The organism is Streptomyces sp. NPDC092045 (assembly GCF_044756005.1).
Classification (GTDB): domain Bacteria; phylum Actinomycetota; class Actinomycetes; order Streptomycetales; family Streptomycetaceae; genus Streptomyces.
Genome location: NZ_JBIVSC010000003.1, coordinates 698,882 through 718,209, shown reverse-complemented (window position 1 = coordinate 718,209; position 19,328 = coordinate 698,882). Strand labels below are relative to the sequence as shown.

Here is a 19,328-nt window from a genome sequence, read left to right as displayed (position 1 = left end):
GGGCCCGGCCGCCCCTACGGCAACACCCCCGCCCCCCGCGCCGCCACCACCGCCTCCATCCGCGTGCGCGCCCCCAGCTTCCGCATCGCCGAGCGCAGGTAGCCCTTCACCGTCTCCGGGCGCAGGCCCAGGCGGGTCGCCGCCACGGCGTTCGTCGCGCCCGAGGCGATCGCCGCCAGGACGTCCGTCTCGCGCGGGGTGAGGGTCACCCCGGGGAGGGGGGCGGGGGAGCCCGAGGCGGTCTCCAGGCGGCCGCAGACCGCGAGGAGGCGTTCCCGCAGCTCCGGGTCCGTGACCCTCGGCGCCAGTTCGCGCAGTTCTCCGTACGCCCGGCGGACCTCCTCCCAGGAGGGCCCGGGCGGGGGCGGGGCCAGGAGTTCCCGGACCTCGTCCCGTACCGCCAACGCCTGTTCCACGTCGCGGGCCGCCGCGACCGCCGCGTCGAAGACCCGCTCGCCGACCGGCAGCGCGTCGCGCAGCGCCCCGTACAGCACGCCCCGCACCCTCCGGCGCACGACGACCGGCACCGCGATCACCGACCGCAGCCCCTCCGCCGACACCGGGCCGTCGTACTCGTGCGTGATGTGCCGCGCCGAGGGGTAGTCCGTCACCGCGCACGGCCGGCCGAGCGCCAGGCACTTCCCGCCCAGGCCGGAGCCCGCCGAGATCGCGAGCCCGCGCAGGGCCGGCGTCACCGCGCCGTTCAGCTCGTCGATCCGCAGCCCCCGGGTCTCGTGCATCAGCCCCCCGAAGACCACCGGGAGCCCGGTGGCGCGGCGCAGCCTCAGCAGCGCGCCGCGCAGCTCCACCGACGATCCGACGTGCTCGCGCACCGCGCTCTCCTTCGTGGCCGCCGACCCCGTCAGCCCTTGACGTCCGCCGGTTCACCCCCGAACGGGGGTGGTGAGACCCGGGTCACTGATTACACGATGTCCGGGACCGGTCCCGCAACGAGGAGGACACATGACGGCAACCAGCGCGACCGAGGAGTTCCGGGCCGCCCGGGACTTCCTCCTGGAGCACCGGGAGGACTACGCGGCGGCCTACGAGGGCTTCGCGTGGCCCCGGCCCGAGCGGTTCAACTGGGCGCTCGAATGGTTCGACGTCGTCGCGGAGGGCAACGACCGCACCGCCCTGCACATCGTCGAGGAGGACGGCTCCGCGACGAAGGTGTCCTTCGCGGAGATGTCCGCCCGCTCGAACCGGGTCGCCAACCGGCTGCGCTCCCTGGGCGTGCGCGCCGGCGACCGGATCGTCGTCATGCTGGGCAACCAGGTCGAGCTGTGGGAGACCGTCCTCGCCGCGATGAAGCTGCGGGCCGTCGTCATCCCCGCCACCCCGCTGCTCGGCCCCGCCGACCTGCGCGACCGCGTCGACCGCGGTCGCGCCCGCCACGTCCTGGTCCGCGCCGAGGACACCGCCAAGTTCGACGACGTCCCCGGCGACTACACCCGGATCGCGGTCGGCGACGGCGGGGCGGGCTGGCTGGAGTACGGGCTCGCCGACCGCGAGTCCGCCGACTTCGAGCCGGACGGCGACACGCTCGCCGACGACACCCTGATGCTGTACTTCACCTCCGGCACGACCGCCCGCCCCAAACTGGTCGAGCACACCCACACCTCGTACCCGGTCGGGCACCTCGCCACCATGTACTGGATCGGGCTCAGGCCCGGCGACACGCACCTCAACATCTCCTCGCCCGGCTGGGCCAAGCACGCCTGGTCCAACCTCTTCGCCCCGTGGAACGCCGAGGCGACCGTCTTCATCCACAACTACACCCGCTTCGACCCGGCCCGCCTCATGGAGGAGATGGAGCGGCACGGGATCACCAGCTTCTGCGCCCCGCCGACCGTCTGGCGGATGCTGATCCAGGCCGACCTGGGGCAGCTCAAGACCCCGCCGCGCGAGGTCGTCGCCGCCGGCGAACCGCTCAACCCCGAGGTCATCGAGGCCGTCCGGCGCGCCTGGGGCACCACCGTCCGGGACGGCTTCGGCCAGACCGAGACCGCCGTCCAGGTCTCCAACAGCCCCGGTCAGCGGCTCAAGGAGGGCTCCATGGGCCGTCCGAGCCCCGGCTACCGGGTCACCCTGGTCGACCCGGTCAGCGGCCGCCCGGACGTCGACGAGGGCGAGATCTGCCTCGACCTGTCCGCCCGCCCGGTGGGCCTGATGACCGGCTACCACGGCGACCCGGAGCGCACGGCGGAGGCGATGGCCGGCGGCCACTACCGCACCGGCGACATCGGCGCGCGGGACGCGGACGGGTACATCACCTACATCGGGCGCTCCGACGACGTCTTCAAGGCCTCCGACTACAAGATCAGCCCCTTCGAGCTGGAGAGCGCGCTCCTGGAGCACGAGGCCGTCGCCGAGGCCGCCGTCGTCCCCGCCCCCGACCCGCTGCGGCTCGCCGTCCCCAAGGCGTACGTGGTCCTCGCGGCGGGCTGGGAGCCGGGCCCGGAGACCGCGAAGGTCCTCTTCGCGCACTCGCGCGCGGTCCTCGCCCCGTACAAGCGCGTCCGGCGGATCGAGTTCGCCGACCTGCCCAAGACCGTCTCCGGCAAGATCCGGCGCGTAGAGCTGCGCCGCCTCACCGCCGAGGGCGGCGGCACCGAGTACACGGAAGGGGACCCCTCGTGAGCACGCCGAAGGAACTCTCGTACGCGCACGGCACCTCCACCACCCCGCTCCTCGGCGACACCATCGGCGCCAATCTGGACCGGGTCGTCACCGCCTGGCCCGACCGCGAGGCGCTCGTCGACGTCTCCACCGGACGCCGCTGGACGTACGCGGAGTTCGGCGCGGACGTGGACCGGCTGGCCGGCTCCCTCCTCGGCAGCGGCGTCCGCAAGGGCGACCGGGTCGGCGTCTGGGCCGTGAACTGCCCGGAGTGGGTCCTCGTCCAGTACGCCACCGCCCGCATCGGCGCCGTCATGGTCACCGTCAACCCGGCCTACCGCGCCCACGAGCTGGCGTACGTGCTGAACCAGTCGGGCGTCTCCCTGCTCTTCGCGTCCCTCGCCCACAAGGCGAGCGACTACCGGGCGATGGCCGAGCGGGCGCGGGAGGAGTGCCCGGGGCTGCGGGAGGCCGTGTACTTCGGGGACGCGAGCTGGGACGCGTTCCTCACCCGTACCGCCGGGGAGCTGCGCCCGGAGCCGCTCTCCTGCGACGAGCCCGTCAACATCCAGTACACCTCGGGAACCACGGGCTTCCCCAAGGGGGCCACGCTCTCCCACCACAACATCCTCAACAACGGTTACTTCGTCGGGGAGATGATCGCCTACGACGAGCAGGACAGGGTCTGCATCCCCGTCCCCTTCTACCACTGCTTCGGCATGGTCATGGGCAACCTCGCGGCCACCTCGCACGGCGCCTGCATGGTGATCCCCGCCCCCTCCTTCGACCCCGCCGCCACCCTCCGGGCGGTCCAGGAGGAGCGCTGCACCTCGCTGTACGGGGTGCCGACGATGTTCATCGCGGAGCTGAACCTCCCCGACTTCGCGACGTACGACCTGTCCACCCTCCGCACCGGCATCATGGCGGGCTCGCCGTGCCCGGTGGAGGTGATGAAGCGGGTGGTCGCCGAGATGAACATGGCGGAGGTGTCGATCTGCTACGGCATGACCGAGACCTCGCCCGTCTCCACCCAGACCCGCCGCGACGACGACCTGGAGCGGCGCACCGGCACGGTCGGCCGGGTCATGCCGCACGTCGAGGTGAAGGTCGTCGACCCGTCGAGCGGGCTGACCGTGGAGCGCGGCGCGGCGGGGGAGCTGTGCACCCGCGGCTACGGCGTGATGCTCGGCTACTGGGACGAGCCGGAGAAGACCGCCGAGGCGATCGACCCGGGCCGCTGGATGCACACCGGCGACCTGGCGGTGATGCGCGAGGACGGCTATGTGCAGATCGTCGGCCGCATCAAGGACATGATCATCAGGGGCGGGGAGAACGTCTATCCGCGCGAGATCGAGGAGTTCCTCCACGGGCACGCCAAGATCGCGGACGTCCAGGTGGTCGGCGTCCCCGACGAGCGGTACGGCGAGGAGATCCTCGCCTGCGTGATCCCCCGCGACCCGGCCGACCCGCCCACCCCGGAGGAGATCACCGCCTTCTGCCGCGACCGCCTCGCCCACTACAAGATCCCGCGCCGGGTGGAGATCCTCGCCGAGTTCCCCATGACGGTGAGCGGGAAGGTGCGGAAGGTGGAGCTGCGGGAGCGGTACGCCGGGAACCAGGGGGTGTCAGGCACTCCCTAGGGCGTGTGCCGGGCGCCGCCGGGCAGGCGGGACTTTCGACACGCGCCCCAGCGGGCGTCGGCGAGGTCCCGGCGCATGCAGACGCGGGGCCAGGCCGCCAGGCCGTGGGCCGCCTCCGCGCGGCGTATCGCGCGCAGTCCGTCCGTGAGGGCCGGGTCGGCGTCCGCGAGCGGGCGGAAGCCGAGCCGGGCGTAGTACGGGGCGTTCCAGGGCACCTCGGCGAAGGTCGTCAGGGTCAGGGCCGTCAGGCCCTCCCGCCCCGCGGTCTCCGCCAGGTGCTCGATCAGGGCCCGGCCGACGCCCCGGCGGGCGGCGTCCGGGTGCACCGACACCTGCTCGACGTGGGCGGCGCCGTCGACCGGATCGGTGAGCAGGTACGCCACCGGCCGGTCGGCGGCGTCCACCGCCACCCGGGCCCGGCCCGCCCGGCGGTACGCCTCCAGGGTCTCCAGGGGCGGCGGGTCGTCGTCGGCGATCGCCGCCATGCCCAGGGCGCGGAACGGTTCGCCCGCCGCCCGTTCGATGTCCTGGAGCAGCGGGAGTTCGGCGGCGACGGCCGCTCTGATGCGCATACGACAGTATGGCGCGGGCCGGGTGCGGGGCGCCCTCGGCGTCGGGGCGGGCGCCGTGGGACCTCAGGGCCGGGTGGGGGTGCCGCCCGGCGGCGGCCGGTGCCGGTCCGCGTCCCCGGGCCGGTCGAGCAGCCCGCCGTCCCGCGAGAAGCGGGGCAGGAAGAGGGCGAGCGCCGGATCGCCGTACAGCGCCACGTACAGCTGGACGAGGCGCCCGTCCGTCACCTCCCGCCGGTGGACCGGCAGCGGGTACCGCTCCCGCAGCCCGGTGAGCAGCCGCCGCGCCGCGCCGGTCGTGACCGGCAGCCGCAGCAGCACCGCCACCGCCCCGAGGACCGGCGGCAGGCCGACGGCGAGCACCTCCGGGAGGCCCGCGCGGGTCGCCCCGGTCGCGAGCGGCCCGACGAGGACGGTCAGCGGCACGCAGCCGAGCAGCGCCCGCACGACCCACAGCTGTGCGACCGGCCGCAGCAGTCCGGCCCCGCGCAGCTCGCCGCTCAGCGCGTCCACGGCCCGCCGCGTTTCGGGGCGCTGTGTGAGGTCGCCCAGGGCGAGGGCGCGGCGGAGCGCCCCGTGCACCCCGAGCTGGACCGGGTCGCGGGTCCGGCCCGGCCCGCCGTTGGCCCGAATCGTATGTTTACGGCCCGCCGCGACGGCCCCGCGCTGGTGCAGCGCCACGAGCGCCACGGTGACGACGGCCCGCCGCCCGCCGCGCAGCAGCGCGAGCGCCTGCGGCGTCGGCACGGCGTTCGCGTCCGGCGCTCCGCTCTCCCGGCTGCACGTTCGCAGCAGCGCCGCGGCGAGCAGCAGTTCGGCCCAGGCCGCTCCGATGAACCACCACATCCCCGTCGGCATGACGCCCACCCCCCAAGGGAGTTGTGCCCGGCGGAGCGTGTTCCTCACGCGTGAATGGCCGATTTCGGATGCCGAGGTGTTGTGGGGGAGGGCGGGGGCGCGCTTCACCGGGACCGAGCGCCGGGCGCGGGCGCGGACGTGCGCGAGGGCCCGGGCGCGGGGTCGGACGCGGGACGTGGGCGCGGGGCGTGCGCGAGGGCCCGGGCGCGGGGTCAGGCGCCGTTCGCGGCCAGGTCGTCGGCGGCGCGGTTGACCGGCTGCGGGGTGCCGGTCAGGTCGAGGACGAAGAGCGGGAGGCCGATCTCGGCGGCGCGCGAACGGGCTTCCGGGGTGTAGCCGGCGAGCGAGAAGAACGCGCTCACCGCCGACGTGCTCAGTCCGTTGAGCCAGAGGCACTCGACCACCCGCAGCCCGGTGGGGCGGGTGCTCGGGTCCACCTGGGCGACGAGCCCCGGCGCCCGCAGGTCCACCCCGGACGCGGGCCGTTCCTCGGGCTGGACGACCTCCCGGAAGCCGAGCCAGCGCAGGTACGCGGCCGCGGCGGCCACCGCGTCCCGCCCGGTCCGGATCGTCACGGGCCGGAAGGCGCCCCGTGCCGGGGCCGGGTGCGGGGCGGTGGGCGGCAGTGGGACGTGCGCGGGGTAGCGCTCGGCGAACGTGCGGTGCGGCCTCCGGCGCGGCGGGGCGCCGGGCTCGCGCGGGCCGGTGTGATCGACGGGGCCGATGTGATCGGCGGGGCCGGCAGGGGCGTCGTGGCCGGTGCGGCCGGGAACGCCGGTACCGGGGCGGTCGGCGCCGGTCGGGCCGCCGGGGAGCGTATGGCCGGAACCCGTGTCACCGGCTCCCGTACCGCCGGCTCCCGTACCGCCGGGTCCCGTACCGCCGGGGGCGGTCCCGGTGGCACCGGCGGTCCCGGTGGCACCGGCCGTGCCTCCGCCGGAACGGCCGGCGGCGGGCCGGTCCGGGCCGGAAGGGGTCGGAGCCGGGCCCACGGCCTGCGGCGGGACGAGACCGGGACGGCCACCAGGGGCACCCGTACCGCCAGGAGGGCGGCCGCCCGGGTCGCCCGTACCGCCGAGGGGACGGCCGCCCGGGTCACCCGTACCGCCCGGGTCCCCGGGCCCGCCCGGTCCCTCCGCCGACCGCAGCGCGTCCGCCGTCCGGACCGGTACCCGCAGGACCGCGCCGCACTGGCAGCCGAGCTCCGGGTGGGGCCAGTCGCCCTCGCGCCCGCAGGCGCCGCAGCGGACGGTGACCCATTCGTCCGTCCAGTTCCGGTGCGTGATCGGTTCCGCCACCGCGCCCGCCGCCACCGGCGCCGCCACGGGGCTCCCGCAGGCGCAGGGGAAGACGGGTGCCGCGTACGCCTGTGTGCTCAGGCATTCCGGGCAGCGCACCGGTACCGAATCGCCCACGGTCCAACCCCCTGTCGTTCGCTCCCATCGTCCACCCATCGGCCGCCGGCAGGGAGGGTGTTCGGCCACTTCGGACCTCCCGGAACCGGCCCGGGGCCGTCCGAACCGTCCCGGCACGCGGACCTCCCTTGACGGTTCTTCGCCACCCCACCTACATTGCTTCCACATAGCAGAACAGCTTTTCCGTATTACGGAAACAGGCGGCGAGTCCTCCGAGTCGAGGGGAGCCCGCCTGGATCCGCCCGGCCGAAGCAGGAGCACTCCCATGCCTCGTATGACCGCCGCCGCAGCGGCCGTTGAGATCCTCAAGCGCGAAGGCGTCACCCAGGCGTTCGGCGTCCCCGGCGCGGCGATCAACCCCTTCTACCGCGAGCTCAAGAACGTGGGCGGCGTCGGCCACACGCTGGCCCGCCACGTCGAGGGCGCGTCGCACATGGCGGAGGGCTACACCCGCGCCAAGGCCGGCAACATCGGTGTCTGCATCGGCACCTCGGGCCCGGCCGGCACCGACATGATCACCGGCCTGTACTCGGCGATCGCCGACTCGATCCCGATCCTCTGCATCACCGGCCAGGCCCCGGTCTCGAAGCTCCACAAGGAGGACTTCCAGGCCGTCGACATCGCCACCATCGCCAAGCCGGTCACCAAGGCCGCCACCACCGTCCTGGAGGCCGCGCAGGTCCCCGGCGTCTTCCAGCAGGCCTTCCACCTCATGCGCTCGGGGCGTCCCGGCCCGGTCCTCATCGACCTGCCGATCGACGTCCAGCTCACCGAGATCGAGTTCGACCCGGAGACGTACGAGCCGCTGCCGGTCTACAAGCCGCGCGCCACCCGCGCCCAGGCCGAGAAGGCGCTGTCCTTCCTCCTGGAGTCCGAGCGCCCGCTGATCGTCGCCGGCGGCGGCATCATCAACGCCGACGCCTCCGACCTGCTCGTCGAGTTCGCCGAGCTGACCGGCGTCCCGGTCATCTCCACCCTCATGGGCTGGGGCACCATCCCGGACGACCACGGGCTGGCCGCCGGCATGGTCGGCGTCCAGACCGCACACCGCTACGGCAACGCGACCTTCCTGGAGTCCGACGTCGTCCTGGGCATCGGCAACCGCTGGGCCAACCGCCACACGGGCTACAACCTGGACGCGTACACCAAGGGCCGGAAGTTCGTCCACGTCGACATCGAGCCCACCCAGCTCGGCAAGATCTTCGCCCCGGACTACGGCGTCGCCTCCGACGCGAAGGCCGCCCTGGAGCTCTTCGTGGAGATCGCGAAGGAGTGGAAGGCCGCCGGCCGGCTCCCCGACTTCACCGCCTGGGCCGCCTCCGCGCAGGAGCGCAAGGCCACCCTCCAGCGCCGCACGCACTTCGACGACATCCCGATGAAGCCGCAGCGCGTCTACGAGGAGATGAACAAGGCCTTCGGCCCGGAGACCCGGTACGTCACCACCATCGGCCTCTCCCAGATCGCCGCCGCGCAGTTCCTGCACGTCTACAGGCCGCGCCACTGGATCAACTGCGGCCAGGCCGGCCCGCTCGGCTGGACCATCCCGGCCGCCATCGGCGCCGCCACCGCCGACCCGGAGACCCCGGTCGTCGCGCTCTCCGGCGACTACGACTTCCAGTTCATGATCGAGGAGCTGGCGGTCGCCGCCCAGCACAAGGTCCCCTACGTCCACGTCCTGGTGAACAACGCCTACCTGGGCCTCATCCGGCAGGCGCAGGGCGGCCTCGGCATCAACTTCGAGGTCAACCTGGAGTTCGAGAACATCAACACCCCGGAGATCGGCGTCTACGGCGTCGACCACGTCAAGGTCGCCGAGGGCCTGGGCGTCAAGGCCATCCGCGTCACCGACCCGGACCGGCTGGGCGAGGCCCTGGAGCAGGCCAAGAAGCTGGCCGTCGAGCACCGGGTCCCGGTCGTCGTCGAGGCGATCCTGGAGCGCATCACCAACATCGCGATGAGCAAGACGGTCGACATGAGCGACGTCACCGAGTTCGAGGACCTGGCCACCGAGCCCGGCCACGCACCGACCGCGATCAAGGCCCTCCAGGTCTGATCCGGCCCCTGCCGAAAGGCCCCCGTCCCGCGGAGCACCGGGACGGGGGCCTTCTCGTGTGCCCGCCCCGCGCCGGCCCTGCGCCGTCCGTCCCGCGCCGATCCCGCACCGGCCCTGTGCGCCGTCCGTCCCGCACCGGTCCCGCGCCGGTCCTGTGGGGTGGACGCGATCGCCCTCCCCGTGCCGATCCCGCACCGGCCTTGCGGGGCGGCCACGAGGGGGTGGGCGGGCCGTGCGGATGCGGGAGCCTTGCACAGGCCTCGCCTGCGGGGCCTTGCGCAGGCCTCGCAGGGCCGTGCGGCAGGGGGGCGGGGCCGGGGGCAGTACGGGCTGTGCGCGCCGCGGAACCCCGCTTCGCGCCCTCCCGGTAAGTCCGGCCCCTCGCCGGCGCCCTCGCCCCGTGCGCCCCGGGGCCTCCTCCCGCCCCGGGGCCTCCTCCCGTCGCGGGCCGCCCGAGCAGCGGACCGGCCGGGGCGCGCGGCGCGGGGGCGCGGGAAACAGAAGAAGAGCGCGGAACCAGGGACCGTAAACCTGGTTCCGCGCTCTTCCGTCTGATGACCGCCCGACGGTGCGAGGCTGGCGCGACAGGACGTTCGCGCCGCCGGGCGGAGTCGTGGGACTCCCCTGTGATCGGGATCCACCCGTGGAGGGGATTCCCCTCTATGCGGGATTCCCCTCTGTAAGGGGAGGCGTTGGGACCGCGGCGGTGCCGACGGGTCGAGCGGCCGTCCCTTCCTTCAGGTCAGGAAGGGGGGTCCTCGCCCTTACCACCGCACTGGCTCGGAGCCGCCGCGGTCCTCACGCTGTCCGGTCCACCGGCCACCCCTCATTCGGGCCGGTGATCCGGACCGCGTACGGCGCTGACCTCCCGTCAAGTGCCGTACGCAGTCTGGGGTGCGCCGTGGATCAGTCGCGCAGGGCGGCGACCGCCTCGGCCACGCGCCGGCCGTACTCCGGGTCGGCGGCGGCGAAGTGCGCGACGTTCTTCTCGACGACGTCCTCGCGGGACACCTGGGACAGGCTGCCGGCGATGTTGGCGACCAGGCGGCCCTTCTCGTCCTCGGACATCAGGCGGTAGAGCTCGCCGGCCTGGAAGAAGTCGTCGTCCTTGACGTGCGCGGGCGCCTCGTGGGTGCCGGTCCAGCCGTGGACCGCGAGCGGCGCGGAGAGCGCGGCGTCGGTCTGGGCCGGGCCCCGGTACGAGTTGGGCTCGTAGTTCTTGTCGTGGCGCGAGCCGTTGCGGGTGGCCATGAGGCCGTCCCGGCCGTAGTTCTGCGCCGTGGTCGCCCGGGGGGCGTTCACCGGCAGCAGGGTGTGGTTCACGCCGAGGCGGTAGCGGTGGGCGTCCGCGTAGGCGAAGAGGCGGCCCTGGAGCATCTTGTCCGGCGAGGGACCGATGCCCGGCACGAAGTTGTTCGGGGAGAACGCGGCCTGCTCGACCTCGGCGAAGACGTTGTCCGGGTTGCGGTCGAGGACCAGGCGGCCCACCCGCTGGAGCGGGTAGTCGGCGTGCGGCCACACCTTGGTGAGGTCGAACGGGTTGAAGCGGTAGTCCGCGGCCTCGGCCGCCGGCATGACCTGGACGTAGAGGGTCCAGGAGGGGTTGACGCCCCGCTCGATCGCCTGGAGCAGGTCGGTCTGGTGCGAGTTGGCGTCCTTGCCGACCAGCTCGGCGGCCTGCTCGGCGGAGAGGCTGCGGACGCCCTGGTTCGTCTTGAAGTGGTACTTGACGAAGAAGGCCTCGCCCGCCTCGTTGGTCCACTGGTAGGTGTGCGAACCGAAGCCGTGCATGTGCCGGTACGAGGCCGGGATGCCGCGGTCGCCGAAGAGCCAGGTGATCTGGTGGGTGGACTCGGGGGAGTGCGCCCAGAAGTCCCAGACGTTGTCCGGCTCCTGACGGCCCGTGAACGGGTCGCGCTTCTGCGAGTGGATGAAGTCGGGGAACTTGATCGGGTCCTTGATGAAGAACACCGGGGTGTTGTTGCCGACGAGGTCGTAGTTGCCCTCCTCGGTGTAGAACTTCAGCGCGAAGCCCCGGGGGTCGCGCACCGCGTCGGCGCCGCCGAGCGAGTCGGCCACGGTGGAGAAGCGGATGAAGGTCTCGGTCCGCTTGCCGACCTCGGAGAGGAACGCGGCCTTCGTGAAGCCGGTGACGTCGTCGGTGACCTCGAAGTACCCGTACGCGCCGGAACCGCGGGCGTGCACCACGCGCTCCGGGATCCGCTCACGGTTGAAGCGCGCGAGCTTCTCCAGCAGGTGCTGGTCCTGGAGGAGGAGGGGGCCACCGACGCCGGCGGTGGCGGAGTTCTGGTTGTCGGCGACGGGGGCGCCGGACTCGGTCGTAAGCACGCGCTGCGACATCGTGACCTTCCGTACGGGAGCTGCACTGTGTGACGGTGCCAGGAGCGTAGGTACGCCCTCCGAAAAACGTCAACAGTTTGTTGAAAATGAAGTGTGGTGTTCCGGTCGGCGGCGGCGCCTGGGCGCGACAGGACAGTTGTCAGCGCCGCCGCCGACCGGAAATCGGGGGCCCCGGGGAAGCGGGGACGGGGTCAGACCTGCTGGCCGGAGAGGCGCTCGACGGCGCGCAGCAGGGCCGAGTGGTCCAGGCCGCCGTCGCCCTGGGCGCGCAGCGAGGCGACGAGCTGGGCGACGACCGCGCCGACCGGGAGGGCGGCGCCCACGGTGCGGGCGGCGTCGGTGACGATGCCCATGTCCTTGTGGTGCAGGTCGATCCGGAAGCCCGGCTTGAAGTCCCGGTTCAGGAAGTTGTCCTTCTTGCGGGTCAGCACGGTCGAACCGGCCAGACCGCCGTTGAGGACGTCGAGGGCCGCGGTGAGGTCCACGCCGGACTTCTCCAGGAAGACCACGGCCTCGGCGCAGGCCTGGATGTTGACCGCCACGATGAGCTGGTTGGCGGCCTTCACCGTCTGGCCGGAACCGTGCGGACCGCACAGCACGATCGTCTTGCCGAGGGCCTCCAGGATCGGCAGGGCCTCGTCGAAGTCGGCCCGCTCGCCGCCGACCATGATCGAGAGCACGGCCTCGACGGCGCCGGCCTCGCCGCCGGAGACCGGGGCGTCGATGACGCGTATCCCCTTCTCGGCGGCGTTCTTCGCGAGGTCGACCGAGGTCTGCGGGGTGATCGACGACATGTCGACGATCAGCGCGCCCTGCTTCGCGTTCTCCAGGATGCCCTCGGGGCCGTAGGAGATCGCCTCGACCTGCGGGGAGGCGGGCACCATCGTGATGATCACGTCGGCGTCCTTGACGGCCTCGGCGATCGAGCCCGCGGCGGTGCCGCCGGCCCGGGCCAGGCGGTCCAGCTTGTCCTGCTCCAGGGTGAAGCCGGTGACCGGGTAGCCGGCCTTGAGGAGGTTCTCGGACATGGGGGAGCCCATGATGCCGAGGCCGATCCAGGCGATCTTGGGAAGGTTGCTCATGAGGGTGCCTCTCGAAAACTGGTGGTACGGGGGAGGGGGCGCGGGTCGGCCGGTCAGCGGGCCGCGCGGGCCTCGGCCGGGAGCCACGCGAAGGACGCGGCGGCGTCGGCGGCCTTGTACTCCAGGCCGACCCAGCCGTCGTAACCGGCCTTCCTCAGCTCGTCGAGGAGCTGCTCCAGGGGCAGGTCGCCGGTGCCCGGCGCGCCGCGGCCCGGGTTGTCCGCGATCTGCACGTGGCCGGTCTTGTCCGCGTACCGCGCGATGACCGCGCTCACGTCCTCGCCGTTCATCGACAGGTGGTAGACGTCGAGCAGGAACTTGGCGTTGCCGAGTCCGGTGGCCGCGTTGACCTTGTCGACGACCTCGATCGCGGCGGGCGCGCTCACCAGCGGGTAGAGCGGCGACTCCGGCTCGTTGAGGGTCTCGACCAGGAGGATCGCGCCGACGCGGTCGGCGGCCCGGGCGGCCAGGACCAGGTTCTCCAGGGCGAGGGCGTCCTGGATCTGCGGGTCCACGCCCTCGACGCGGTTGCCGTACAGCGCGTTGAGCGCCTTGCAGCCGACCGAGGCGGCGAAGCCGGCGGCCACGTCGATGTTGGCGCGGAAGCGGTCCGACTCCTCGCCGGGCACGGAGAGGGCCCCGCGGTCCGGGCCGGGGAGCTGTCCGGCGTAGAAGTTCAGTCCCACCAGCTGGGTGCCAGCGTCCTCGAGGGCCTTCTTGAGGGCGTCGAGCTCGCTCTGCTCGGGGGTGGCGGTGTCGATCCAGGGCCACCACAGCTCGACCGCGGTGAAGCCCGCCGCGGCGGCGGCCGCGGGGCGCTCCAGGAGCGGGAGTTCCGTGAAGAGGATCGACAGGTTCACATCGAAGCGCTGATCGGTGTATCCCATGAGGGGCTAGGCGCTCCTTCCGTATAGCGGAAGTAAGTTTCTGTCTGACGGAATGTTGCAAGCAGGTCGCCGCGCTTGTCAAGAGGTCCCCGCAGGTCCGGGGCTCCCGCGGGCCGGGGGAAGGGCCGTAACTTGGGGCCATGGTGCGTTTGAGAGTGGAGTTCACGACCGAGCCGTTCGACCTCGACGAGGCGCCGGCGCACGCGGTCGTGGCCCGTGAGGTCATCCAGTCGGCCGACCTGGACGCGGTCGACGTCGGCCCCTTCGGCAACACGGCGGAGGGCGGCGCCGACGCGGTCCTCACCGCCGTCGACGCGCTGCTCCGCGAGTCGCTCGCGGCCGGCGCCACGCGCGTCTCGCTCCAGGTCAACGTGATCGGGGAGGACGGGAAGTGAACGAACACCCCTTGATCGCCGCGGTGAAGCCCCTGGTCGACGCCATGGGCGCCGAGCTGCTGGACCCCGAGCTGGCCGAGCCCGACGACGTCGTCCTGTCCTGGGAGGGGGAGGACGTGCTCGCCGTGCGCCTCCCGCAGCTCTCGGAGTCCCTGGACCACATCCTGGCCGCCCTCGAACGGCGGCACGGGACGCCGCTCGCGGAGCTCGACCGCAAGTCCAAGCAGGAGATCGTCCGGCTCCTGGAGGCGCGCGGGGCCTTCTCCGTGCGCCACGGGGTGGAGACGGTGGCGGGCGCGCTCGGCGTCAGCCGCTTCACCGTGTACAACTACCTGAACCGCGAGACCGCCCTGAACAGGGAAAAGGCCGTCAAGGCCGACTAGTTGATCACGTGTGTCCACAAGCCGTCGTCCGCATGTCGGGACGACGGCTTTTGTGTCACCGACTTTTCAACAAAGTGTTGACGTTGTGTTGTGGAGGGCGTTAGCTATCCGCAGCCCGTCCGACGCACAGCGAAAAACAGCCACGGAGGCTTCCCGTGACTTCAGGTACGACACCGGGCCTGGCCCGGTTCAACACCTCGGCGGACAGCGAGGCCCTCGCCGCGCTCCACGAGGTGTGCTCCAGCTCGGCGTGGGGGAGCAAGATCCTCGCCCGGCGCCCGTACGCCACCGCCGAAGCCCTCTTCCTCGCCAGTGACGCCGCCATGGCCGAGCTGACCGCCGAGGACCTGGCCGAGGCGATGGCCGGGCACCCGCCGATCGGTCGTCCGAAGGCCGGGGACCCGACCTCCTCCCGCGAGCAGAGCGGGATGGCCGGCGCCTCCGAGGAGCTCAAGGCCGAGATGCTCGAACTCAACCTGGCCTACCAGGACAGGTTCGGACATGTCTTCCTCATCTGCGCCACCGGCAAGAGCGGCGAACAGATGCGCGACGCGGTCCGCGAACGGATCGCCAACTCGCCCGAGGCGGAGCGCGAGATCGTCCGCGCCGAACTGGGCAAGATCAACCGCATCCGGCTGACCCGCCTCGCGGAGGGCCCGCAGGCCCCGTAACGGGCCCGCGGGTCCCGCAGAGGACTCGTGAGAGAGAAGAGAGCTCCGCACATGAGCACCGACACCACGGCCTCGGTGTCCACACACATCCTGGACACCAGCATCGGCCGCCCCGCCGGGGGCGTCGCCATCGCGCTCGCGGCCCGCGCCGGCTCCGACGCGGAGTGGACCGCGCTCGGCGGCTCCGCCACCGACGCGGACGGGCGCTGCAAGGACCTGCCGGCCCTGCCGGAGGGAACCACCCACGTACGCCTCGACTTCGAGACCGAGGCGTACTTCTCGACCCAGCACAGTGCGAAGAAGCAAGCCGAGGCGCAGCAGGACGCCCCCCGCGTAAGGGACAGCGGTGCGTTCTTCCCGGAGGTGGCGATCACGTTCGCCGTCACCCCGGGCGAGCACTACCACGTACCGCTGCTGCTCAACCCGTTCGGCTACTCCGTATACCGAGGGAGCTAGCAGACATGCCCACGATTCTCGGCCAGAACCAGTACGGCAAAGCAGAGAACCGCGTAGTCAAGATCACGCGGGACGGCGCCACCCACCACATCAAGGACCTCAACGTCTCCGTCGCCCTCTCCGGCGACCTCAGCGACGTCCACCTCACCGGCTCCAACGCCCACTGCCTCCCCACCGACACGACGAAGAACACCGTCTTCGCGTTCGCCAAGGAGTACGGCATCGAGTCCGCCGAGCAGTTCGGCATCCACCTCGCCCGTCACTTCGTGACGAGCCAGGAGCCGATCGAGCGCGCCCGGATCCGGATCGAGGAGTACAGCTGGGAGCGCATCGCCTCCTCCGACGCCAACTCCAAGTTCATCGGCTCCGACGAGGTCAACCACTCCTTCGCCCGCAAGGGCCAGGAGACCCGCGTCACCCAGATCACCTACGACGGCGAGAAGTGGGAGGTCATCTCCGGCCTGAAGGACCTCGTCGTCATGAACTCCACCAACTCGGAGTTCTGGGGCTACATCAAGGACCAGTACACGACGCTCCAGGAGGCGTACGACCGCATCCTGGCCACCCAGGTCTCCGGCCGGTGGCGCTTCAACTGGACCGACGACGACCAGCGCATGCCCAACTGGGAACGGTCCTACGAGCAGACGAAGAAGCACATGCTGGAGGCCTTCGCGGAGACGTACTCGTACTCCCTCCAGCAGACGCTCTACCAGATGGCCACCCGGATCATCAACCACCGCTCGGAGATCGACGAGGTCCGCTTCTCGCTCCCGAACAAGCACCACTTCCTGGTCGACCTCGAGCCCTTCGGCCTGAAGAACGACAACGAGGTCTACTACGCCGCCGACCGCATGTACGGCCTCATCGAGGCCACCGTCCTGCGTGACGGAGCCACGGCGCAGATCCCGGTCGACATGACCAACCTCTAAGCGGCATCTGAGTGACCGGCCCCCGCCCGCCCGCAGTCGGGCGGGGGCCGCACCAGACCGGAGGGAACCTTCCCATGGCACAGCCTGCAAAGGGGCCGGCAACCGCCGAAGGCCCGTGTTCCACCCCCTCGTCCTCCCCGGCCCCCTGCCACCCGGTGGACGAGAAGCTCCCCGCCTCGCGGCTCGTCCCCGCGGCACTCCAGCACATCGCCGCCATGTACGCCGGCGTCGTCACCCCTCCGCTCATCATCGGCCAGGCCGTCGGCCTGGACGCGGCCGGCATGACCCGGCTCATCGCGGCCAGCCTGCTGATCGCCGGCTGCGCGACCGTCCTGCAGACCCTCGGCGCCGGACGCTTCGCCGGCAACCGGCTCCCGTTCGTCAACGCGGCCTCCTCCGCCGGCATCGCCCCCATGCTCGCCATCGCCGAGACCAGCGCCCCCGGCCGCCAACTGCCCGCCATCTACGGCGCGGTGATGGTCGCCGGAGTCTTCTGCCTCGCCGTCGGACCCTTCTTCGGCCGGCTCCTGCGCTTCTTCCCGCCGCTCGTCACCGGCGTCGTCATCACCCTCATCGGGGTCACCCTGATGCCCGTGCCCGTGGCCTGGGCCCAGGGCGGCGACCGGACCGCGGCCGACTTCGGCGCCATGAAGTACCTGGCCCTCGCCGGCTTCACCCTCGTCGTCATCCTGCTCTTCCAGCGCTTCGGCAAGGGCTTCGTCAAGCAGATCGCCCTGCTCCTCGGCCTCTTCATCGGCACCCTCGCCGCGATCCCCTTCGGGATGGCCGACTTCGGCGCCCTGCGCGAGGCGCCCGTCGCCGCCCTGCCCGCGCCCTTCGCCTTCGGCGCCCCCGAGTTCCAGCCCGCCGCGATCCTCTCCCTGTGCATCGTGATGCTGGTCCTCATGACGGAGTCCAGCGCCGGCATGCTCGCCCTGGGCGAGATCTGCGAGCGGCGCACCGACGGCCGGACCATCACCCGCGGCCTGCGCACCGACGGCATCGCCACCCTGCTCGGCCCCGTCTTCGGCGGCTTCCCGACCTCGGCCTTCGCCCAGAACGTCGGCGTCGTCTCGCTGACCCGGGTCCGCTCCCGGTACGTGGTCGCCGCCGCCGGCGGCGCCCTGCTGGTCCTCGGCGCCTTCCCGGTCCTCGGCGCGGTCGTCTCCACGGTCCCGATGCCCGTCCTCGGCGGCGCCGGCATCGTCCTCTTCGGCTCGATCGCGGTCAGCGGCATCCGCACCCTCTCGGAAGCCGGACTCGACGACAGCTCCAACATCATCCTGGTGGCCGTCGCGCTCGGAGCGGGCATCATCCCGCTCGCCGCCCCCACCTTCTACGCGGGCTTCCCGGCCTGGGCGCAGACCGTGCTCGGCTCCGGCATCAGCGCGGGCGCGCTCGCCGCCGTCCTGCTCAACCTGTTCTTCCACCATCTCGGCACCCGGAGCCGTCAGACGGCCCCGGCACTCAAATCCTCCTAGGGTCCTGCCGTGCCCACACCATCCCCGAGGAATGAAGGAAGCACCGCCATGGCAGCACCTTCGGCAGCCCCCCAGCGGATCGTCGTCGAGAACGCGGCGATCGCGACCGTTGACGCGAACGACACCGAGTACGCCTCCGGGTACCTGGTCGTCGCCGACAACAGGATCGAGTCCATCGGCGCCGGCAGGGCCCCCGAGGGCCTGGAGAACGTGGTCCGGCGCATCGACGCCACCGGTCACCTGGTCACGCCCGGCCTGGTCAACACCCACCACCACTTCTACCAGTGGATCACCCGCGGCCTGGCGACCGACCACAACCTCTTCAACTGGCTGGTCGCGCTCTACCCGACCTGGGCGCGGATCGACGAGCAGATGGTGCGCGCCGCCGCCCGGGGCTCGCTGGCGATGATGGCCCGCGGCGGCGTCACCACCGCCATGGACCACCACTACGTCTACCCGGTGAACTCCGGCGACCTCTCCGGTGCCATCATCGGCGCCGCCTCCGAGATGGGCGTCCGCTTCACCCTCGCCCGCGGCTCCATGGACCGCAGCGAGAAGGACGGCGGCCTGCCGCCGGACTTCGCCGTCGAGACCACCGAGGGCGCGCTCGCCGCGACCGAGGAGACGGTGAAGCGCCACCACGACGCCTCCTTCGACGCGATGACCCAGGTCGCCGTCGCCCCCTGTTCCCCCTTCTCCATCTCCACCGAGCTGCTCCGCGAGGGCGCGGCGCTCGGCCGCCGCCTGGGCGTGCGCATGCACACCCACGGCTCGGAGACCGTGGAGGAGGAGAAGTTCTGCCACGAGCTCTTCGGCATGGGCCCGACGGACTACTTCGAGTCCACCGGCTTCCTCGGCGAGGACGTGTGGATGGCGCACTGCGTCCACATGAACGACTCCGACATCGCCGCCTTCGCCCGCACGAAGACCGGCGTGGCGCACTGCCCCTCCTCCAACGCGCGCCTCGCCGCAGGCATCGCCCGCGTACCGGACATGCTCAAGGCGGGCGTCCCCGTCGGCCTCGGCGTCGACGGCACCGCCTCCAACGAGTCCGGCGAGCTCCACACCGAGCTGCGCAACGCGCTCCTCATCAACCGCCTCGGCGCCCACCGCGAGGCCGCGCTCAACGCCCGCCAGGCCCTGCGCCTCGGCACCCACGGCGGCGCGCAGGTCCTCGGCCGCGCCGACAGCATCGGCTCCCTCGAAGCCGGCAAGCTCGCCGACTTCGTCCTCTGGAAGATCGACGGCCTCGGCCACTCGACCATCGCCGACCCGGTCACCGCCATCGTCTTCGGCGCGGCGGCCCCGGTCACGGCCTCCTTCGTCAACGGCCGGCAGATCGTCGAGAACGACCGGCTGCTCACCGTCGACGAGGACACCATCGCGCGCGACGCGCGCGCGGAGGCGCAGCGCCTGGCCCGCATCGCGGCCCGGGGCTGACCCTCCCCACGGAGTCCGGCCGAGGGGGACGGCCCTCGGCCGGTCGCCGCGGATCCGAGCGGGATCCGCGGCAGCCCGACCGGGAGGTG

The 19,328-nt window shown here is 72.3% G+C and carries 17 protein-coding genes; 10 read left to right on the top strand and 7 right to left on the bottom strand.

Annotated elements, in window-relative coordinates; all coding sequences use genetic code 11:
* Nucleotides 1-14: 14 nt before the first annotated feature.
* Complete coding sequence (locus tag ACIQKA_RS13415; RefSeq protein ID WP_383151898.1) at nucleotides 15-833, bottom strand: response regulator transcription factor; 819 nt, start codon at nucleotides 831-833, stop codon at nucleotides 15-17.
* A gap of 130 nt (nucleotides 834-963) precedes the next feature.
* On the opposite strand from ACIQKA_RS13415, the gene ACIQKA_RS13410 reads away from it, so the two are divergent.
* Nucleotides 964-2,640: an AMP-binding protein gene (locus tag ACIQKA_RS13410; protein ID WP_391094222.1), complete on the top strand. Its 1,677-nt coding sequence runs from the start codon at nucleotides 964-966 to the stop codon at nucleotides 2,638-2,640.
* On the top strand, nucleotides 2,637-4,259 hold the full coding sequence (locus ACIQKA_RS13405) for an AMP-binding protein (protein WP_391094221.1): 1,623 nt from the start codon (nucleotides 2,637-2,639) through the stop codon (nucleotides 4,257-4,259). The genes ACIQKA_RS13410 and ACIQKA_RS13405 overlap by 4 nt, the downstream gene beginning before the upstream one ends.
* Here the strand turns inward: ACIQKA_RS13405 and ACIQKA_RS13400 are convergent.
* The 3 genes from ACIQKA_RS13400 to ACIQKA_RS13390 form a co-directional block, all read right to left on the bottom strand.
* On the bottom strand, nucleotides 4,256-4,831 hold the full coding sequence (locus ACIQKA_RS13400) for a GNAT family N-acetyltransferase (RefSeq protein WP_391094219.1): 576 nt from the start codon (nucleotides 4,829-4,831) through the stop codon (nucleotides 4,256-4,258). The genes ACIQKA_RS13405 and ACIQKA_RS13400 overlap by 4 nt on opposite strands.
* Nucleotides 4,832-4,894: 63 nt before the next feature.
* A complete protein-coding gene (locus ACIQKA_RS13395) occupies nucleotides 4,895-5,686 on the bottom strand; it encodes a TIGR04222 domain-containing membrane protein (RefSeq protein WP_402540945.1) in 792 nt (263 codons plus the stop codon).
* 212 nt (nucleotides 5,687-5,898) lie between these two features.
* Nucleotides 5,899-7,101: a hypothetical protein gene (locus tag ACIQKA_RS13390; RefSeq protein ID WP_402540943.1), complete on the bottom strand. Its 1,203-nt coding sequence runs from the start codon at nucleotides 7,099-7,101 to the stop codon at nucleotides 5,899-5,901.
* Nucleotides 7,102-7,366: 265 nt separating this feature from the next.
* On the opposite strand from ACIQKA_RS13390, the gene gcl reads away from it, so the two are divergent.
* Nucleotides 7,367-9,154: a glyoxylate carboligase gene (gcl, locus tag ACIQKA_RS13385; protein WP_383151892.1), complete on the top strand. Its 1,788-nt coding sequence runs from the start codon at nucleotides 7,367-7,369 to the stop codon at nucleotides 9,152-9,154.
* A 906-nt stretch (nucleotides 9,155-10,060) separates the two neighbouring features.
* Here the strand turns inward: gcl and ACIQKA_RS13380 are convergent.
* From ACIQKA_RS13380 to ACIQKA_RS13370, 3 genes are all read right to left on the bottom strand, one after another.
* The gene (locus ACIQKA_RS13380) at nucleotides 10,061-11,515 is read right to left on the bottom strand and encodes a catalase (protein ID WP_383151891.1); all 1,455 of its coding nucleotides are present in this window, start codon (nucleotides 11,513-11,515) and stop codon (nucleotides 10,061-10,063) included.
* 191 nt (nucleotides 11,516-11,706) lie between these two features.
* Nucleotides 11,707-12,597: a 2-hydroxy-3-oxopropionate reductase gene (locus ACIQKA_RS13375; RefSeq protein ID WP_402540942.1), complete on the bottom strand. Its 891-nt coding sequence runs from the start codon at nucleotides 12,595-12,597 to the stop codon at nucleotides 11,707-11,709.
* A gap of 53 nt (nucleotides 12,598-12,650) precedes the next feature.
* Nucleotides 12,651-13,484 carry a TIM barrel protein gene (locus ACIQKA_RS13370; RefSeq protein WP_383430457.1) on the bottom strand — a complete coding sequence of 278 codons (834 nt, stop codon included), beginning with the start codon at nucleotides 13,482-13,484 and terminating at the stop codon, nucleotides 12,651-12,653.
* Nucleotides 13,485-13,627: 143 nt separating this feature from the next.
* Between ACIQKA_RS13370 and ACIQKA_RS13365 the strand changes: the two genes are divergently transcribed.
* From ACIQKA_RS13365 to ACIQKA_RS13335, 7 genes are all read left to right on the top strand, one after another.
* Complete coding sequence (locus tag ACIQKA_RS13365; protein ID WP_366374497.1) at nucleotides 13,628-13,879, top strand: hypothetical protein; 252 nt, start codon at nucleotides 13,628-13,630, stop codon at nucleotides 13,877-13,879.
* Between the two features lie 44 nt (nucleotides 13,880-13,923).
* The gene (locus ACIQKA_RS13360; RefSeq protein ID WP_383151917.1) at nucleotides 13,924-14,262 is read left to right on the top strand and encodes a helix-turn-helix domain-containing protein; all 339 of its coding nucleotides are present in this window, start codon (nucleotides 13,924-13,926) and stop codon (nucleotides 14,260-14,262) included.
* A gap of 155 nt (nucleotides 14,263-14,417) precedes the next feature.
* The gene (uraD, locus tag ACIQKA_RS13355; protein WP_383430460.1) at nucleotides 14,418-14,933 is read left to right on the top strand and encodes a 2-oxo-4-hydroxy-4-carboxy-5-ureidoimidazoline decarboxylase; all 516 of its coding nucleotides are present in this window, start codon (nucleotides 14,418-14,420) and stop codon (nucleotides 14,931-14,933) included.
* A 51-nt stretch (nucleotides 14,934-14,984) separates the two neighbouring features.
* The gene (gene uraH / locus ACIQKA_RS13350; RefSeq protein WP_161373932.1) at nucleotides 14,985-15,389 is read left to right on the top strand and encodes a hydroxyisourate hydrolase; all 405 of its coding nucleotides are present in this window, start codon (nucleotides 14,985-14,987) and stop codon (nucleotides 15,387-15,389) included.
* A gap of 5 nt (nucleotides 15,390-15,394) precedes the next feature.
* Nucleotides 15,395-16,318 (top strand): factor-independent urate hydroxylase, encoded by a 924-nt coding sequence (gene pucL, locus ACIQKA_RS13345; RefSeq protein ID WP_351970389.1) that lies wholly within the window; start codon nucleotides 15,395-15,397, stop codon nucleotides 16,316-16,318.
* A gap of 74 nt (nucleotides 16,319-16,392) precedes the next feature.
* A complete protein-coding gene (locus ACIQKA_RS13340) occupies nucleotides 16,393-17,799 on the top strand; it encodes a nucleobase:cation symporter-2 family protein (protein ID WP_383430462.1) in 1,407 nt (468 codons plus the stop codon).
* A gap of 48 nt (nucleotides 17,800-17,847) precedes the next feature.
* Nucleotides 17,848-19,239 carry an 8-oxoguanine deaminase gene (locus ACIQKA_RS13335; RefSeq protein WP_402540941.1) on the top strand — a complete coding sequence of 464 codons (1,392 nt, stop codon included), beginning with the start codon at nucleotides 17,848-17,850 and terminating at the stop codon, nucleotides 19,237-19,239.
* Nucleotides 19,240-19,328 lie beyond the last annotated feature (89 nt).

Excerpts from the sequence above, each read along its gene's own strand:
- ACIQKA_RS13410 (WP_391094222.1), top strand. The coding sequence starts at position 964 with ATGACGGCAACCAGCGCGACCGAGGAGTTCCGGGCCGCCCGGGACTTC.
- ACIQKA_RS13400 (WP_391094219.1), bottom strand. The coding sequence starts at position 4,831 with ATGCGCATCAGAGCGGCCGTCGCCGCCGAACTCCCGCTGCTCCAGGAC.
- ACIQKA_RS13395 (WP_402540945.1), bottom strand. The coding sequence starts at position 5,686 with ATGCCGACGGGGATGTGGTGGTTCATCGGAGCGGCCTGGGCCGAACTG.
- gcl (WP_383151892.1), top strand. The coding sequence starts at position 7,367 with ATGCCTCGTATGACCGCCGCCGCAGCGGCCGTTGAGATCCTCAAGCGC.
- ACIQKA_RS13380 (WP_383151891.1), bottom strand. The coding sequence starts at position 11,515 with ATGTCGCAGCGCGTGCTTACGACCGAGTCCGGCGCCCCCGTCGCCGAC.
- ACIQKA_RS13375 (WP_402540942.1), bottom strand. The coding sequence starts at position 12,597 with ATGAGCAACCTTCCCAAGATCGCCTGGATCGGCCTCGGCATCATGGGC.
- ACIQKA_RS13370 (WP_383430457.1), bottom strand. The coding sequence starts at position 13,484 with ATGGGATACACCGATCAGCGCTTCGATGTGAACCTGTCGATCCTCTTC.
- ACIQKA_RS13360 (WP_383151917.1), top strand. The coding sequence starts at position 13,924 with ATGGGCGCCGAGCTGCTGGACCCCGAGCTGGCCGAGCCCGACGACGTC.
- uraH (WP_161373932.1), top strand. The coding sequence starts at position 14,985 with ATGAGCACCGACACCACGGCCTCGGTGTCCACACACATCCTGGACACC.
- pucL (WP_351970389.1), top strand. The coding sequence starts at position 15,395 with ATGCCCACGATTCTCGGCCAGAACCAGTACGGCAAAGCAGAGAACCGC.
- ACIQKA_RS13340 (WP_383430462.1), top strand. The coding sequence starts at position 16,393 with ATGGCACAGCCTGCAAAGGGGCCGGCAACCGCCGAAGGCCCGTGTTCC.
- ACIQKA_RS13335 (WP_402540941.1), top strand. The coding sequence starts at position 17,848 with ATGGCAGCACCTTCGGCAGCCCCCCAGCGGATCGTCGTCGAGAACGCG.